Here is a 15327-nt window from a genome sequence, read left to right on the forward strand (position 1 = left end):
CCCAATCGGCAATACTGCTCTTGTTGCGGATGTTGAAAACCGCCGCAGCCTGACGATGGGAAAGCCCATCTTCCCATATCCGATGAAGTACCGATAGCTTGAACTCGGCATCGTAGCGGCTGAACTTCTTCTCCAGCCCCGAAAGACCGTGAGCCGCATGGATTGCCACCCACTTGCGAACCGTCGAATGATCAATCCCGAACCGAGTGCCGATCGCACGGAAACCATCCGTACCACCCGCATAGGCAGACACCACCGACTGCTTGAACGATATGCTGTATCTAGACATGCAAAACCCCGAAAAGTTGGGTCCAACTTTCCGGGGTCAGTTCATTTCCGGCGGGCTTTTTTTGTCTGGTTCGCGCTGCTTACTTGCAGGATGCGCAGAAGCGCTGGATGCGCTTGCAGGCTTCCTCGAGCAGTTCCTCGGAAGTCGCATAGGAGATGCGGAAGTTCGGGCCGAGACCGAAGGCGGAACCGTGCACGACGGCAACGCCTTCTGCTTCCAGAAGCTCGGAGACGAAATCCTCGTCCGTCTCGATGACTTTGCCCGTCGGCGTGGTCTTGCCGATGAGACCGGCGCAGGACGGGTAGACGTAGAAGGCGCCTTCCGGCTTCGGGCACACGAGGCCGGTCGCCTGGTTGAGCATCGAGACGACCAGATCGCGGCGGCCTTCAAAGATCGCCTTGTTCTTGGTGACGAAATCCTGCGGGCCGTTCAGCGCTTCGACGGCGGCCCACTGGGCAATCGACGACGCGCCCGAGGTCTGCTGGCCCTGGATCATGTCCATAGCCTTGATCAGCTCGATCGGGCCTGCGGCATAACCGATACGCCAGCCGGTCATCGCATAGGCCTTGGAAACGCCGTTCATCGTCAGTGTGCGGTCGTAGAGCTTCGGCTCGACCTCGACTGGAGTGGCGAACTTGAAGTCGCCGAAGGTCAGGTGCTCGTACATGTCGTCGGTCAGGATCCAGACATGCGGATGCTTGAGCAGAACGTCGGTAAGGGCCTTGAGCTCATCGGCGCTGTAGGCGGCACCCGTCGGGTTGGACGGCGAGTTGAACAGGAACCACTTGGCCTTCGGCGTGATGGCTGCTTCCAGTTCGGCAGCCGTCAGCTTGAAATTGTTTTCCTGCTTGGTGACGACCGGAACCGGCGTGCCGCCGCACAGTGCCACCATTTCCGGGTAGGAAACCCAGTAAGGAGCCGGGATGATGACTTCATCACCTGCATTAAGAGTTGCCATGAAGGCATTGAAAAGAATCTGCTTGCCGCCGGTACCGACGATCGTCTGCTCCGGCTTGTAGTCGAGGCCGTTCTCGCGCTTGAACTTTTCCGCAATCGCCTTGCGCAGTTCCGGAATACCGGAAACCGGCGTGTACTTCGTCTCGCCGCGATTGATGGCGTCGATGGCGGCCTGCTTGACGTTGTCCGGGGTGTCGAAATCCGGCTCGCCGGCGCCGAGGCCGATCACATCCCTGCCCTTCGCTTTGAGATCTCGCGCTTTCTGCGAGACTGCGATGGTGGCGGATGGCTTCACACGGGAAAGGGCATCGGCAAGAAAGGCCATATCTATCGGTCCTGGAGGCTGTTGATCGGTGCGGACGCACGGGCGCATCCGCCGAACAAGCTGTATGTCGAATGACGCCCACCGTTTCAAGCGGAAAGCTTGAATAGTTTCCATCAAATTGGGTGATCGCATGGCGGATGGCTGGCGATTTTGATTACATTTGCACGCTTTTGCCTGCCCGGTCCCGCCATCGTGAACAAAGAATTGACGCCGTGCGAAGATTACCGTGATGGTGGACCGCCAAGTACAAAGAGAAGAGCGAGAGAGCAACGCGACAGCATACGCGCTTTACCCTAAGCCGCCTGGGCTACAGTCGTCTAAGTTGCCGTCGGAGCGCATCGTCGAACGCCAATCCAATATGACACAACTGTAACTTTGGTGTCTCGGAACGGCACATTCCGCAATACAATCAATGATGGTTGTCGATATACTGTGGCCGCGCCATTGGCGTACGGGCGAAACGTCTTGCGTTTCAACGCCTTCACCCGATTCGATTTTTCAACCCATCGGCGCACCTTCGCAAAACTTTTTCTTGCCAATTTTCGATAAACACAGCAATCTGCCCACGTTCGGGCAATTTACGAGCATGGGAAGACCTATAAAAATGCGATCCGAAGGCGCCAAAACTTCGGGCGGGGAACTGGGGCAACGTTTTGAAACATTCCTTTATTCACCGCGGTAACACAGGGACCCTTTCTTAAAACTGCCTGCCGCCGCCCTTCGGGGCAATACTATGTTGTGCTGTCCGCCGCTGAACACGGACAGAGAGAAAAGGACCTGCTGCATGGCCGAAACTGGCACTGTAAAATTTTTCAATACTGACAAGGGCTTCGGCTTCATTAAGCCAGATAATGGTGGCGCCGATATCTTCGTCCACATCTCCGCCGTACAGGCATCGGGCTTGTCCGGTCTGTCGGAAAACCAGAAGGTGAGCTTCGACACGGAGCCGGATCGCCGCGGTAAGGGCCCCAAGGCCGTTAACCTGCAGATTTCTGGCTAAGCCTCTGGCTTGACCCAAGTTGAAGCCCGGCAGATTTGCCGGGTTTTTTTATGCCTGCACGGTTCTTAATGCCTGTATTGTCCCGTTACGGGCAGGAAATGCTAGAGCATTTTCGCCTTTCTTCGAAACGCGAAACTGCTCCATCTATCTGTTTCTACGCCATTCCGCATGCAAAACCGGTTTCCGCTTTTGCTGGAATTGCTCTAGAGCCCTTGAAGATAGGGATTGCCCCTGCGCTCGTCGCCGATCCGGCTGCCGGGGCCGTGGCCGCAGAGAAAGCCGACCTCGTCTCCGAGCGGCAGAACCTTGTCGCGGATCGATGCCAGCAGGGTCGCATGATCGCCGCCGGGCAGATCGGTGCGCCCGATTGACCCGTTGAACAGCACGTCGCCGAGATGGGCGAATTTCTGCAACGGATTGTAGAAGATGACGTGGCCGGGCGCGTGGCCCGGGCAATGGTAGACTTCGAAGACATGGTCGCCGAAGGACACCGTGTCACCGTCGGCAAGCCAGCGATCGGGCACGAGATTGTGCGCCTCCATGGCAACACCGAAGGACCGGGCCTGCATTTCGAGATTTTCCAGAAGCGGCAGGTCTGCTTCATGCGGTCCGATGACCCGGACATCCAGGGCGTCGCGAAGCTGGGAAGCGCCGCCGGCATGGTCGATATGACCATGGGTGATCCAGATTTCCTTGATCAACAGGTTGTTCTCGCGGATGGTCGCCTCGATCACCGGCACGTCGCCACCCGGATCAATCACCACGCCTTCGCGGGTCTCGTCATCAAAAAGGATGGTGCAATTCTGCTGGAAGGGCGTGACGGGTATGATCCCGGCTTGAAGTTTTCCCATGGCCTCCGACTTTCGCGCGTGTTTCGCGGGATATAGCGCCTGATGGGAAAGAATGCAGCCCTAAACTATTCGGCGGCGACGGCCATGTAGCGGGCATCGGCGGCAACCGGCGGGGCAAGCGAAGCCGTGGCGATCAGAAATGCGCAGACCGCAAGCTTCAGGGTCAGGACGGTAACGAAGACGGCACGCAGTGGATGCGGCTTGGCTTCTTCGATCGTAATCGGCGGGATGGAAGAATAGGTCTCAGTCATGGCGGGTGCTCTCCGATCTGTCTGGCGGTAATAATGAGTTTTCCGCCGGTAAGTTCCCGTCCTCGATCGGCATGAAGCTATATTGGAACTTGCTTGAGAAGCCGAATACTCTGATCGCGGGCCTCGGCTCATGTCATTTCGCCGAATGTCGCGCGTGCACGAGAAGATTGCCGACCGATCACGTTTCGTTGCCGGTTTGCGAACAAATTCTGTTGATTGTTCAAGCCGATCGCGCTTTATCGAGACCGAAGGATTACAATCGGTGGCGGTGAAACCCTGCCCTGACGTCTGGCCTGCAGAAAGGATTCGTACGTGTCTCGAGCAATGGCGGCCAAGCCCGTCAGGAAAGCCCAGCCTCCCATGCCGGCGGTCGATGAGAGCCGGATAGACTTCGAGACGATCGAGTTGTTCTTCTTCGCCTATCGTGACTTCATCTCCGACCCCGACGCCATCCTTGCCGGGATAGGCATGGGCCGGGCACACCACCGCGTGGTATATTTCGTCAGCCGCCAGCCCGGGCTGATGGTGAGCGACCTCCTCGATATCCTGCAGATCACGAAGCAGAGCCTCTCACGCGTGCTGAAGCACCTGATCGAGGCAGGCTATATTCGCCAGATGGCGGGCGCCAAGGACCGGCGCGAGCGGCGCCTTTATCCCACGCTTGCTGGCCGCGAGCTCTCGCTTGCCCTATCTGAGCCGCAATCGCTGCGCATCGCCCATGCGATGGAAGGCCTGAAACCGGAAGCCCGTGAGGCCGTGAAACAGTTCCTGAAGCAGATGCGCGGCCGCGACGAAAGCCTGCCGCCCGTTCATGACGACGTGGAATAGGATGCCGCAATGACGAAGACGCCACCATCCGACGACGCCCCTCACCTTCTGATCGTGGATGACGACAAGCGCATCCGCGACCTGCTGAACCGTTATCTGACGGAACAGGGATTTCGCGTGACGATCGCCGCCGATGCCGCCGAGGCACGGCGCAAGCTCGAGGGCCTGTATTTCGACCTGATCATTCTCGACGTCATGATGCCGGGCGAATCCGGCCTGTCGCTGACGAAGTCGCTCTACGAGAAAAAGACGATCCCCGTCATCCTGCTGACGGCCCGCGTCGAGGCAAACGCCCGCATCGAGGGACTGGAAGCGGGTGCCGACGATTATCTGGCAAAACCCTTCGATCCGCGCGAACTCGTCCTGCGCATCAACAACATCCTGCGCCGCAGCGCGTCCGACACGCCGAAGATCGAACAGGTCATCTTCGGGCCGTTCACCTTCTCGATCTCCCGCAAGGAACTGCGCCGCGCGGCCGAAACCATTCGCCTCACCGATCGCGAGCAGGAAATCATGCTATTGTTCGCGACACGCGCCGGCGACACGATCCCGCGCCATGAACTGATTGGCGACGATTCCGATGTCGGCGAGCGGACGATCGACGTGCAGATCAACCGCCTGCGCCGCAAGATCGAGGAGGATCCGGCAAACCCGGTCTATCTTCAAACGGTCCGCGGCATCGGCTATCGCCTGAGCATCGATTAAAAAGGTGGAGCGGCAGAGGAAGCGCCAATGGCCCTTTTCGAAACGCTGAGACAGAACGTGGCCGCCGTCACCCTTCCGGGCTGGCGCCCGTTGACGCGCTGGCTGCGCCGCCGCCTGCCGACGGGCCTTTATACCCGCTCACTGCTTATCGTCATTCTTCCCATGCTGCTGCTCCAGACCGTCGTCGCGGCGGTCTTCATGGAGCGCCACTGGCGCATCGTCACCGAGCGCCTGTCGGAAGGCACCGTCCGCGACATTGCCGGCATCATAGAGGTCATCCGCGCCTACCCGCAGGATGCCAATTACGAGAATATCACCCGGATCGCCGACCAGGCGCTGAGCCTGACGATCGCGGTCGAGGAACACGGCCAGTTGCCGCCGCCGCGGCCACGGCCCTTCTTCTCCATTCTCGACGATATCCTGTCCGACCAGATCACCCAGCAGATCCGCATGCCTTTCTGGCTCGACACGGTGGGCGACAGCCGGCTCGTGGAAATCCGCATAAAGCTGGACGAGCGGGTCCTGCGCGTCTTCGTCCGAAGAGGTTCGACCTACGCCTCCAACACCCACATATTCCTGGTGTGGATGGTCGGCACCGCTTTCGTGCTCGTGCTTATCTCGATCCTTTTCCTGCGCGGGCAGATCCGTCCGATCCTGTCGCTCGCCAACGCCGCCGAGAGTTTCGGCAAGGGACAGAAGAACGAGAGCTTTTCCCCCAAGGGGGCCGACGAGATCCGTCGCGCGGGTCTCGCCTTCATCCTGATGCGCGAGCGCATCGAGCGGCAGCTGGAACAGCGCACCGCCATGCTGGCCGGCATCAGCCACGACCTTCGCACCATCCTCACCCGCTTCAAGCTGCAGCTGGCGCTGGCCGGCGAAAAGCCGGAACTCAGCGGCATGACGGAGGATGTGAATGACATGCAGTCCATGCTCGAAGGCTATCTCGCCTTTGCCAAGGGCGAGGCCGAGGAGGATTTCGGCACGCTGCATCTGCGCGAGTTGCTGGAGCGTTTCCGCATCGATTTCGAATTGCGCGGCCGGCCGCTCACCTTCGAGATAGAGGGTGAGGACGAGATCGCCGTCAGGCCGAATGCCTTCACCCGGCTCGTCGGCAATCTCGTGTCCAACAGCGAGCGTTATGCCAAGACGCTTCACATCAATGCCCGTCACAGCGCCAAATGGCTGACACTGACGCTGGACGACGACGGCCCTGGCATCCCGGCAGAATCCCGCGAGGAAGTGTTCAAGCCGTTCTATCGGCTCGATGAGGCGCGCAACCTCGATTCCTCCGGCACCGGCCTCGGCCTAGCGATCGCCCGCGACATCGCCCGCGCCCATGGCGGCAATGTCACCCTTGGAGAAAGCCCGAGCGGTGGTCTGCGGGCCGTCGTCCGCATCCCGGCATAGTCCCAGCCCGCGGGAGGAATCAGGCCTGGTCCTCCGTTCCGCTCTCGGCGCGATTGCGCAGGAGATCAAGCCTGATGAGGCTTTCCGCACAGCTGACGATGGCTTCCTCCCTTGATCGGGGAGCCCAGCCCAGCAGGCGTTCGGCCTTCCTGCCCGTTGCGTTCATGTCATAGCCGAGCAGTGGCACGACCCCTTTGAGCTGCGCATTCGTCTCTGCCGCAATGCGAACCTGCTCGTCCGGCCAGACCTGTGTCGGCACGTTTTTGGCGGCTTCTCCGAGATGTTGCCGCAGCACGTCCGCGACCTCGATCATCCACATGGCCCTACCCGCCGTTGCGAGAAAGCGCTCTCCCTTTGCGGCGGGATCGATCATGGCGAGCAGATGCAGGTCCGCAACGTCGCGGACATCGACGCAGCAGGAATTGACGTTCACGCATCCCGGCTGGCCTTCGAGCATATTGACGATCAGCCGGATGGAATGGGAATAATCGGCCCCTAGAGCCGGTCCATAAACCGCCACGGGATTGATTGCCGCAAGTTCCAGCCCATTGCCTTCCCGCGCGATGAAATCCCAGGCCGCCCGCTCCGCGAGCGTCTTCGACTTCTGGTAGGGAGCGACGTTGCTGTTGAGATCGCTCCAGTCTGTTTCGTCGAATGGCCTGCGATAGTCCGCTCCATGGCCCACACCGATGGCGCCGAAGGCCGAGGTCAGCACGACCCGCTTGACGCCGGCGTCGCGCGCTGCCCGCAGCACCCTAAGGTTTCCGTTGACGGCCGGCTCGATCCAGTCTTCCTCGCGGGTCTGGCTGCCGGAAGGCGTGGGCGAAGCGCCATGCATCACATAGGTGCAACCGGCCGCTGCCTCCGCCCATCCGGCGTCATCGCCAAGGTCAGCGACAACGAACGACAGGCGATCGCCGGCCTCCACCCCGCCGACGCTCAGATGCTCGCGCACCTCCGTCTGCCGCCCGAGAGAACGGATTGTCGTGCGCACGCGATAGCCTTCGTTCAGCAGTGCCATCATGCAGTATTGCGCAATAAAGCCGGTGCCACCGGTCACGAGTACAAGATTATCGGTCATGTCACGCCTCAAACATAGGGAAGTCCGCGCCGCATGCGGTTGCAGGCGCTTGACGAGGCGAAAGCTATGGCGCGCCACCCGTACTGTGAATACTTGAAAATGCGCGTTACTTGCGCGAGAGTACGAACATGATCGTCGACCCCTTCTCGGACGTCCTCAGGCTCACCGATGCCGAAGCCGTTGTCACCGGCGGTTTCTGCGCCGGCGGCCCCTGGGCCATCCGTTTTCCGGGGCGCGACAAGATCAAGTTCTTCGCAGTGGTGAAAGGCAGTTGCTGGGTCACGCTCGAAGGCGAGCCCGAGCCCATACTTTTCGAAACCGGCGACGTCGGGCTTCTGGCGAAACGGCGAAGCTTCGTTCTTGGCAGTGCGCCCGAGATACCCGCCGTCGATGCCATGGAGCTGTTCGCCGGTGCAGGCAGAACGCTGGCGACGCTGGGTGACGGCCGCGACTTCGCCCATATCGGCGGTCATGTCATGCTCGATCCGGTCCGCGGCGGACTATTGGCGGATATATTGCCGACATGGATCCACACGCGGGCAGCATCGCCACAGGCCACGGTCTTCCGGTGGCTTCTCGACCGCCTCATAGAAGAACGGGAAACCGGGCAGCCGGGCGCACATCTTGCTTCGGCGCAGCTGACGCAACTGCTTTTCATCCAGATCCTGCGCGCGCATCTCGACACCTCCGCGCAGATGCCTGCCGGATGGCTGCGAGCGCTGGGCGACCCGCGGATTGCCCCGGCACTCAGGCTCATGCACGGCGATCCGGCCCGCGCATGGCATCTGGAAGAACTGGCAAGGGCATGCGCCATGTCGCGAACCTCCTTCGCCGTCCACTTCAGGACGGTCGCCGGGATCGCGCCGCTGACCTATCTCACCGAGTGGCGCATGCGCCTTGCCGAACGTGCATTGCGCGAGGAGCGCACGCCCGTCGCGGTCGTCGCCCGATCGCTCGGCTACACGTCGGAGAGCGCGTTCAGCAACGCGTTCAAACGCTTCAGCAGCAATTCCCCGACCGCCTATCGGGCATCTTTGAGAGCCTTGGACAAGAATGCGGCAATCGAAACGATCCCGGATGAGATTGATGATGCCGTGCCGGCGAACTGATCGCGGCCCGTCTCTGCCAATCCACCTAACTGGCAGCTTTGAACCAACTCGCCGTCACATATCCTTCACTCACGCCGGATAGGCAGGCCGGAATCGGAGACCGTCAATGCAGCCTGCCCCGCAATCCATTCGCCCCAAGATCGCCGAAACCGTAATCCACCAGACGGCGAGCTTACGCGAGTCGACCGTCGGAAAATGCTGCGAGATCCTCGACGATACGTCGCTGCACAATGTCGAGCTCGGGGACTATTCCTATCTCGGCCAGCGCTGCATGGTCGGCGATGCGAGTATCGGGAAATTCTGCGCCATCGCGGCGGAGGTTAGGATCGGCGCTCCCAATCACCCGATGGACCGGCCGTCCATGCACCGCTTCACCTATTGTCCGGAATATTATTCGGCGGATGCCGTGCGCGACCAAACCTTCTTCGACCAGCGAAAGAATGACCGCGCCATCATCGGCAACGATGTCTGGATCGGTCACGGCGTGATCGTGCTGCCCGGCGTGACCGTCGGGGATGGCGCCGTGCTTGCGGCCGGCGCGGTCGTCACCAGGGACGTTGCTCCCTACACGATCGTCGGTGGCGTGCCGGCAAAATTCATCCGCGAGCGCTTCACACGCGAGGCAGCGGAGAAGCTTGCGTCCATCGCATGGTGGAACTGGCCCTTCGAAACGATCATGGAACGGCTCGCCGATTTCCAGTCGGATGACATCGTGGCCTTCTGTGAACGCTGGTCCCCGGCGACGGCCAGTCCTAAGGTCGAAGCTTGATCCATGCGGAAAGACGGAGAAAGCCGGTCATGAGCGACGATAGACAACAGCACGATGCGGGCTGCCACTGCGGCTCGGTCAGGTTTCGCGTCAGACTTGCAGACGAGTTCAACACGATCCGCCGCTGCACCTGCTCCTATTGCCGCATGCGCGGTGCGATTGCCGCGTCGGCACAGCTCGCCGATATCGAATTCGTCCAGGGCGAGGACAACCTCACCCTCTACCAGTTCAACACCGGCACGGCGAAACACTACTTCTGCAAGACCTGCGGCATCTATACCCATCACCAGCGTCGCTCGAACCCGACCCAGTTCGGCATCAACGTCGCCTGCATCGAAGGCGTGAGCCCCTTCGACTTTCCCGAAGTGCGGGTCATGGATGGCGTCTCCCACCCGTCCGACACCGGTTCCGTTTCGAGGATCGCCGGCATCCTGCGGTTCGAACCGACGACGTAAAGTGATCCGTAGCGCCACGTCCTGCTTCGGATTTGGCTGCCCGACGGACTTTCGGAATTAAGCGCGATCTGTTCGTTTCTGTCCGTCATCGATATGCAATATCCGCGTGAGCACTCAGCCCGACAACATCATGCAGCGGTCGAAACGTCCGGCCGCCACATCAGCGGCAGGCGCCATGATGATGAGATCGTCGGCATCCCAGAACACCATGCCCGTGGCCGAGCCGGCGCGAAGGCGGACAAGCACTATCCATGCCTTGTGATCGTCCAGCCCCTCTGCGCCTTCCCTCTCGGCAAAGCGCGCGGCTTCAGAACGGCAATCGTGCCCGCCTCTGATGGTCGCGAACCCGAGCATCTGATGAACCTGCGGCGTTCCGGCGCCGGCAGTCGGTCCGGCAACGGCGCCGTCAAAAGCCTCGTAGACCTCGACCAGATCGTCCTCCGACCCCTTCCCCGTCTCCCCGATATGCGCCTCGGCAGCGGCGTTGTCGAAGGAGCGGCTGGGCTGAGGCCGCAGACGCACGGAGACCGCACTCGCCCAGCGATGATCGGACAACGCCTCGAAAGCCTCATCCGGCTCGCCTTTGGCCCAGGCCGGATCGGTCGTATGGGCAAATTTCAGAGCGCCTTCGGGCGTCAACTCCGCCATCACCAGATCGCCTTCCTCATGCGGCAAGCGACCGGGCGGGGTGTCGTCGTCAATGTCCTGCAGCAGATATATGGCCGCTTCCGAAGCCTCGATGATCGCGTCCGACATGGGATGGCGCGTGAGCGGCACGCCGGCCGGCGTGTAGACGACATCAACATCCAATGCATCGCCATGCACGAAGAAGGAAAGCAGACCATCCGCTGGCAATGGCCCGCTCGATCCGCCCTCAGAGGCGATTTCCGCAAGGTCGATCTGCATCAGGAACGGATGGTGCATGCCGCGCTCATTGCCCGGCCATGTCCCGGGCGGCAGATCCGGTCCGCCACCGATACGGCTTGCGCCGAGTGGCGCCTCCTCCCCGAACGGCTCTTCCACCAGCGAGACCGAGGCGGAAAAGAGTGCTGCAACGGCGGCAGGATCCGTCTCGCCGAGCGCCTCGGCAAATCGCCGGTCCCATGCAGCGTCGGCAGCATCGGGATCGATGGCCCCGCCCTGCCCCGCGGCTTCAAGCGCCGCAACCATCATCTCACGGGTCTTCTGCTGCCGATGGAACTGCGACTTCAGGATCGTGTCGCTGGTTTCATCGCTGCGGAACTGGAGGCCTTGCATCATCAGGTCGTAATTGCTTTCGACCACCTGCCGGCCATCCGTGCCCGAACGCCAGCCGAAGGCCCATATGCGCCCCTGCCGGCCACGCACGAGTGTCAGGCCGAGATCGTCCCCCGTCGTGCCATGGCGCGCCTCTCGTCCGAAAACCTGCCTCGGGGAAGGCGACCATGGGGCCTTGCCGGCAGCTCCGAAAAGCTCGGCGGCGACCTCCGAGAATCCGTCATCGAGGTCGAAGTCCTCGCCTTTCTCGATGACCGCCACGAGGAGCGAGGGGACATCCGACCCGCCGGGATAGGCGAAGAGTTCGAACCGCTGGAGATCGCTTGCCACGACATCAGGAAATCCGGGAGGCGCGGTGAAGACGAAGTCGCGTGTCATCCAGCGGATCGAGCGATGGGCCATGGAAATTCCCTTATATGCAAAAGGTCATAAAATTCGACGCGGAGCGGCCGCGCCCATGGACAAATGGCGATATAGGGTACGCAAACGACAGGGCTACGGCGAGAATATCGAACGATGTGCGGCAATCTGCCCGAGCTTGAAGCCGGCACGAAGCCATCCGGAACGCGGTGTCTGGCTGCCCGTGACGGCTTTCAATGTGCTGGGAAAGGCGCGGCCTCAGCCGCTCACATCATCCTGCGGCCGTTCGGCACGCCCTGCTCGACGGCGGCGAGAACGATGGCGCCGTTCTCATCCTCGAAGCCGAGAGTAAGAACTTCCGAGCGTACCGGTCCGATTTGGCGCGGCGGGAAATTGACGACGCCAAGGACCTGGCGGCCGACAAGCGATTCCAGCGTATAATGGACGGTGATCTGGGCAGACGATTTCTTCACGCCGATTTCCGGGCCGAAATCGATCTTCAGCTTGAAGGCGGGCTTGCGCGCTTCCGGAAAGGGTTCGGCTTCGATGATCGTCCCGACGCGGATATCGACCTTCTCGAAGTCGCCGAACGTAATCTCGTCTGCCATGATTTATCAGCTTCCCAGTTCTTCTGCCCGCTTGCGTGCCGCAGCGACCGCCTTGTCGAACAGCGGCTGCATACCGTCATCGGCCATCAGCACGGAAAGTGCCGCAGCCGTCGTGCCGCCCGGCGAAGTCACGTTCTTGCGCAGCTGCGCCGCCTCGTCGGAGGATTGATGGAGAAGTTCACCGGCACCGGCAACGGTCTCGCGGGCAAGTCGCATGGCGATATCCGCCGGCAGGCCGAGCTTGCGGCCAGCCTCGGCCATGCACTCGACGAGATAGAAGACATAGGCCGGACCGCTGCCCGACACGGCCGTGACGGAATCGATATCGGCTTCGGTCGCAACCCATTCGACCGGGCCGCTTACCTTGAGAAGCCCATCGACGGCCTCGCGCTGCGCGTCCGTCACCTTTTCATTGGCGAAGGCGCCGGTGACACCGCGGCCGACCATCGCCGGCGTGTTCGGCATGGCACGAACCATGACCGCATCGCCGAGATGGCTCTTCATGTAAGACAGTGTCTTGCCGGCCGCGACGGAGACGACGACGGTATTGTCGCCGACGATCGCCTTCAGCGGCGGAAGCACCGTATCCATCATCTGCGGCTTCACCGCCAGAAACAGGATATCGACACTGAGTCCCGCAGGCGCAGTCGTCACATGTTTCGCACCGGCTGCGGCAATCTTTGCCTGCATGGCATCCGACGGCGACGGATCAATGACCGTGATCCGGTCACCCGAAACACCATTATCGAGCCAGCCGGACAGCATGGCGCCGCCCATATTGCCGGCGCCGACGAGAACGATCGTTCCGCTGCCGCCGGCCATGATCAGCATTCACCGACGGTTTCGAACAGCACGGCATCGAGCGCCGCCTTGGCTTCCATGCCGGACCAGACGACGAACTGGAATGCCTGGAAGTAGCTCTCGCAGGCTTCGAGCGCGCTCGAAAGCAGCACTTCCACCTGCTGGTTGGTCGGCTCGGCGCCGCCGGCAAGCAGCAGCGACTGACGGAAGATGATGACGTCTTCCTGGCGCCACAGGTCGAAATGGCCCATCAGCGTCTGGCCGTTCACATGCGACAGAAGCCGGATGATCTCGTTGACGCGGGTCTCGGGGATCTTGAGGTCGAAGGCGCAGGCAAGATGCAGCGCCTCAAAATCTTCCATCCAGGAAAACGACACGTGATAATCGGCCCAGCGACCCTCGACGGTCATCGCGATCTCGTCCTCGCCGGATCGCTCGAACGTCCAATCGTTGGAGGCAGCGACGAATTCGATCATGTCGACCGGATTCGACTGACGTTCAATTTCCAATTCCATGAGGCTCATGCGGCACCTTCTTGACCGGAATGAATGCGGATTTGCGGATACGCCAACACGCGAACACTTAACCGGAACGACACTCCCGATGATCTTACGACGCCGCCAGATTAACGCTCTCACCCTGTCTGGAGCTTACCAGTTCGTTTCGAATCATCATTTAAAATCAGTGTAGCTAGACAGGTTCCGGTCGCTACCCCCTCACCCCATTATTTCCGTGGGGGAATCACTTGGCGGGTTCGTATCGGGGATCAGAAGAGAGTCTTAACTGACTCTGCCGACTTGCTTTTTCGGCTATGTCCACAGGCTGTATTTTTCACCTGAAGACTGATCCTTTTCTTTGGATAAGGACCAAAGAAGGTGTGCGGAAACGCGACAATTCTGCCGCGCAAAACAAAACGACCTCCCGCGTCGCCGCGGAAGGTCGCATATCGATTCCCAATCCGGCTTTGGTCGCCGGTCAGCCCTGCTGGGCGGAAAGCTTGGCTTCCAGTGCCTCGATGCGGGCCTTCAGGGCTTCGTTCTCGTCGCGGGCACGGGCGGCCATTTCGCGGACTGCCTCGAACTCCTCGCGCTTGACGATATCCATATTGTTGAGGAAGCGCTCGGCCTGGGCGTGGAATGCCGTCTCGACTTCCTTGCGCACGCCCTGCGCCGCACCGGCGGCATCCGTCATCAATCGGGCGAAATCGTCGAAAATGCGGTTGGTTCCGGTCGACATTGTCATCTCCTTGCAGCCGGTCGTCTAGCGTCCGGCAAAATATCCATGGCAAGGGAAGTAGGGCTAGAAACGCTCGGTTGCAAGCGCCATCCACTGCCACGGCGGGTGATCCGCCGATTCCAGCTTGACCGCCACAATTGCCGAGGCCATGTTCCCGCCACGACGGTCTCGCCTGGAAATTACATTTGTACGAAGCAATCCATCTTCTCGCCATTCTGCCGTTTCCGAACATCGATCCGGTGGCATTTTCCATCGGACCTTTGAAGATCCATTGGTATGGTCTTGCCTATGTTGCAGGAATACTGCTCGGCTGGTTCTATGCCTGCAAGCTGGTCGACAACGATCGCCTCTGGCCGAATGACAAGGCGCCGCTCACCCGCGTCCATCTGGATGACTTTCTCATCTGGATCACGGCCGGCATCGTGCTCGGCGGGCGTATCGGCTACGTCCTGTTCTATGACTTCCCCAAATACCAGCAGGACCCGATCAGCGTCTTCCAGATCTGGGATGGCGGCATGGCCTTCCATGGCGGCCTTATCGGCTCCACGATCGCGATGTTCGTCTTCGCCCGCAGGAACGGCATTCCGGTCTGGTCCATGTTCGACACCATCGCGGCAGTGGCGCCTATCGGGATATTCTTCGGCCGCATCGCCAATTTCATCAATGGCGAACTATGGGGCCGGCTGAGCGATGTTCCGTGGGCTGTCGTCTTCCCGACAGGCGGGCTCGGCGCGCGCCACCCGAGCCAGCTCTACGAAGCGGCACTGGAAGGTGTCCTACTCGCTGCCGTGATCGCGATCCTGATCTTCGGGTTTAAGGCCCTGCGCAAGCCCGGCCTCGTAACGGGCGTCTTCGTTGCAGGTTACGCCGTGTCGCGCATCATCGTCGAGTTCGTCCGCGAACCCGACAGGCAGGTCGGCTATCAGTTCGGCACCGACTGGATCACGCGCGGCATGACGCTGTCCGTGCCCATGGTTGCCCTTGGCCTGTGGGCAGCGGCGCGCGCAATCGTCGCCGCACGCAAGGCCCGCCACTGAG

18 protein-coding genes are annotated in these 15327 nt (G+C 60.9%); 8 read left to right on the forward strand and 10 right to left on the reverse strand.

What is annotated here, in order from left to right; all coding sequences use genetic code 11:
* The coding region (locus tag BM216_RS18860) for a helix-turn-helix domain-containing protein (RefSeq protein WP_143102797.1) at positions 1-289 on the reverse strand (289 nt) is incomplete at its 3' end.
* Positions 290-368: 79 nt separating this feature from the next.
* Positions 369-1571: a pyridoxal phosphate-dependent aminotransferase gene (locus tag BM216_RS18865; RefSeq protein ID WP_093000760.1), complete on the reverse strand. Its 1203-nt coding sequence runs from the start codon at positions 1569-1571 to the stop codon at positions 369-371.
* Between the two features lie 784 nt (positions 1572-2355).
* Between BM216_RS18865 and BM216_RS18870 the strand changes: the two genes are divergently transcribed.
* A complete protein-coding gene (locus tag BM216_RS18870) occupies positions 2356-2571 on the forward strand; it encodes a cold-shock protein (RefSeq protein WP_046633016.1) in 216 nt (71 codons plus the stop codon).
* A gap of 203 nt (positions 2572-2774) precedes the next feature.
* On the opposite strand, the gene BM216_RS18875 is transcribed toward BM216_RS18870, so the two are convergent.
* Together BM216_RS18875 and BM216_RS18880 are read right to left on the reverse strand one after the other, a co-directional pair.
* Positions 2775-3422, reverse strand: coding sequence for an MBL fold metallo-hydrolase (locus tag BM216_RS18875; protein ID WP_093000761.1), 648 nt, complete (start codon positions 3420-3422; stop codon positions 2775-2777).
* A gap of 65 nt (positions 3423-3487) precedes the next feature.
* Complete coding sequence (locus BM216_RS18880) at positions 3488-3673, reverse strand: hypothetical protein (protein ID WP_093000762.1); 186 nt, start codon at positions 3671-3673, stop codon at positions 3488-3490.
* Positions 3674-3997: 324 nt separating this feature from the next.
* On the opposite strand from BM216_RS18880, the gene BM216_RS18885 reads away from it, so the two are divergent.
* Genes BM216_RS18885 through BM216_RS18895 form a run of 3 tightly spaced genes read left to right on the forward strand, consistent with a single transcriptional unit; the run spans position 3998 to position 6613 of the window.
* A complete protein-coding gene (locus tag BM216_RS18885; protein ID WP_093000763.1) occupies positions 3998-4501 on the forward strand; it encodes a MarR family winged helix-turn-helix transcriptional regulator in 504 nt (167 codons plus the stop codon).
* Between the two features lie 9 nt (positions 4502-4510).
* Positions 4511-5206 carry a response regulator gene (locus BM216_RS18890; protein WP_093000764.1) on the forward strand — a complete coding sequence of 232 codons (696 nt, stop codon included), beginning with the start codon at positions 4511-4513 and terminating at the stop codon, positions 5204-5206.
* A gap of 27 nt (positions 5207-5233) precedes the next feature.
* Positions 5234-6613, forward strand: a complete 1380-nt coding sequence (locus tag BM216_RS18895; RefSeq protein WP_093000765.1) for an ATP-binding protein — start codon at positions 5234-5236, stop codon at positions 6611-6613.
* Positions 6614-6632: 19 nt separating this feature from the next.
* On the opposite strand, the gene BM216_RS18900 is transcribed toward BM216_RS18895, so the two are convergent.
* Positions 6633-7694, reverse strand: coding sequence for an SDR family oxidoreductase (locus tag BM216_RS18900; protein ID WP_093000766.1), 1062 nt, complete (start codon positions 7692-7694; stop codon positions 6633-6635).
* A gap of 128 nt (positions 7695-7822) precedes the next feature.
* Here BM216_RS18900 and BM216_RS18905 point away from each other — a divergent pair, with 128 nt between their 5' ends.
* The 3 genes from BM216_RS18905 (at position 7823) to BM216_RS18915 (ending at position 10027) form a co-directional block, all read left to right on the forward strand.
* Positions 7823-8803, forward strand: coding sequence for an AraC family transcriptional regulator (locus BM216_RS18905; protein ID WP_177230836.1), 981 nt, complete (start codon positions 7823-7825; stop codon positions 8801-8803).
* Positions 8804-8909: 106 nt separating this feature from the next.
* A complete protein-coding gene (locus BM216_RS18910; RefSeq protein ID WP_093000768.1) occupies positions 8910-9572 on the forward strand; it encodes a DapH/DapD/GlmU-related protein in 663 nt (220 codons plus the stop codon).
* Positions 9573-9601: 29 nt separating this feature from the next.
* Positions 9602-10027: a GFA family protein gene (locus BM216_RS18915; protein WP_093000769.1), complete on the forward strand. Its 426-nt coding sequence runs from the start codon at positions 9602-9604 to the stop codon at positions 10025-10027.
* A gap of 114 nt (positions 10028-10141) precedes the next feature.
* Here BM216_RS18915 and BM216_RS18920 read toward each other — a convergent pair whose 3' ends face one another.
* The 5 genes from BM216_RS18920 to BM216_RS18940 all read right to left on the reverse strand — a co-directional run bounded on the left by BM216_RS18920 (position 10142) and on the right by BM216_RS18940 (position 14289).
* Complete coding sequence (locus BM216_RS18920; protein ID WP_093000770.1) at positions 10142-11686, reverse strand: DUF1963 domain-containing protein; 1545 nt, start codon at positions 11684-11686, stop codon at positions 10142-10144.
* A gap of 224 nt (positions 11687-11910) precedes the next feature.
* Complete coding sequence (locus BM216_RS18925) at positions 11911-12252, reverse strand: tRNA-binding protein (protein WP_093000771.1); 342 nt, start codon at positions 12250-12252, stop codon at positions 11911-11913.
* Between the two features lie 6 nt (positions 12253-12258).
* Positions 12259-13074 carry a pyrroline-5-carboxylate reductase gene (gene proC, locus BM216_RS18930; protein WP_093000994.1) on the reverse strand — a complete coding sequence of 272 codons (816 nt, stop codon included), beginning with the start codon at positions 13072-13074 and terminating at the stop codon, positions 12259-12261.
* Between the two features lie 2 nt (positions 13075-13076).
* Complete coding sequence (locus tag BM216_RS18935; RefSeq protein ID WP_093000772.1) at positions 13077-13577, reverse strand: type III secretion system chaperone family protein; 501 nt, start codon at positions 13575-13577, stop codon at positions 13077-13079.
* A 451-nt stretch (positions 13578-14028) separates the two neighbouring features.
* Entirely contained in the window at positions 14029-14289 is a 261-nt protein-coding gene (locus tag BM216_RS18940; RefSeq protein ID WP_093000773.1) for an accessory factor UbiK family protein, read from the reverse strand.
* A 185-nt stretch (positions 14290-14474) separates the two neighbouring features.
* Between BM216_RS18940 and lgt the strand changes: the two genes are divergently transcribed.
* Positions 14475-15326 carry a prolipoprotein diacylglyceryl transferase gene (gene lgt, locus BM216_RS18945; protein WP_177230837.1) on the forward strand — a complete coding sequence of 284 codons (852 nt, stop codon included), beginning with the start codon at positions 14475-14477 and terminating at the stop codon, positions 15324-15326.
* The last annotated feature ends 1 nt before the right edge of the window (position 15327 follow it).

Origin of the sequence: Rhizobium sp. NFR07 (genome assembly GCF_900111905.1) — a bacterium.
Taxonomy (GTDB): domain Bacteria; phylum Pseudomonadota; class Alphaproteobacteria; order Rhizobiales; family Rhizobiaceae; genus Neorhizobium.

Excerpts from the sequence above, each read along its gene's own strand:
- BM216_RS18865 (WP_093000760.1), bottom strand. The coding sequence starts at position 1,571 with ATGGCCTTTCTTGCCGATGCCCTTTCCCGTGTGAAGCCATCCGCCACC.
- BM216_RS18870 (WP_046633016.1), top strand. The coding sequence starts at position 2,356 with ATGGCCGAAACTGGCACTGTAAAATTTTTCAATACTGACAAGGGCTTC.
- BM216_RS18875 (WP_093000761.1), bottom strand. The coding sequence starts at position 3,422 with ATGGGAAAACTTCAAGCCGGGATCATACCCGTCACGCCCTTCCAGCAG.
- BM216_RS18880 (WP_093000762.1), bottom strand. The coding sequence starts at position 3,673 with ATGACTGAGACCTATTCTTCCATCCCGCCGATTACGATCGAAGAAGCC.
- BM216_RS18885 (WP_093000763.1), top strand. The coding sequence starts at position 3,998 with ATGGCGGCCAAGCCCGTCAGGAAAGCCCAGCCTCCCATGCCGGCGGTC.
- BM216_RS18890 (WP_093000764.1), top strand. The coding sequence starts at position 4,511 with ATGACGAAGACGCCACCATCCGACGACGCCCCTCACCTTCTGATCGTG.
- BM216_RS18895 (WP_093000765.1), top strand. The coding sequence starts at position 5,234 with ATGGCCCTTTTCGAAACGCTGAGACAGAACGTGGCCGCCGTCACCCTT.
- BM216_RS18900 (WP_093000766.1), bottom strand. The coding sequence starts at position 7,694 with ATGACCGATAATCTTGTACTCGTGACCGGTGGCACCGGCTTTATTGCG.
- BM216_RS18905 (WP_177230836.1), top strand. The coding sequence starts at position 7,823 with ATGATCGTCGACCCCTTCTCGGACGTCCTCAGGCTCACCGATGCCGAA.
- BM216_RS18910 (WP_093000768.1), top strand. The coding sequence starts at position 8,910 with ATGCAGCCTGCCCCGCAATCCATTCGCCCCAAGATCGCCGAAACCGTA.
- BM216_RS18915 (WP_093000769.1), top strand. The coding sequence starts at position 9,602 with ATGAGCGACGATAGACAACAGCACGATGCGGGCTGCCACTGCGGCTCG.
- BM216_RS18920 (WP_093000770.1), bottom strand. The coding sequence starts at position 11,686 with ATGGCCCATCGCTCGATCCGCTGGATGACACGCGACTTCGTCTTCACC.
- BM216_RS18925 (WP_093000771.1), bottom strand. The coding sequence starts at position 12,252 with ATGGCAGACGAGATTACGTTCGGCGACTTCGAGAAGGTCGATATCCGC.
- proC (WP_093000994.1), bottom strand. The coding sequence starts at position 13,074 with ATGGCCGGCGGCAGCGGAACGATCGTTCTCGTCGGCGCCGGCAATATG.
- BM216_RS18935 (WP_093000772.1), bottom strand. The coding sequence starts at position 13,577 with ATGAGCCTCATGGAATTGGAAATTGAACGTCAGTCGAATCCGGTCGAC.
- BM216_RS18940 (WP_093000773.1), bottom strand. The coding sequence starts at position 14,289 with ATGTCGACCGGAACCAACCGCATTTTCGACGATTTCGCCCGATTGATG.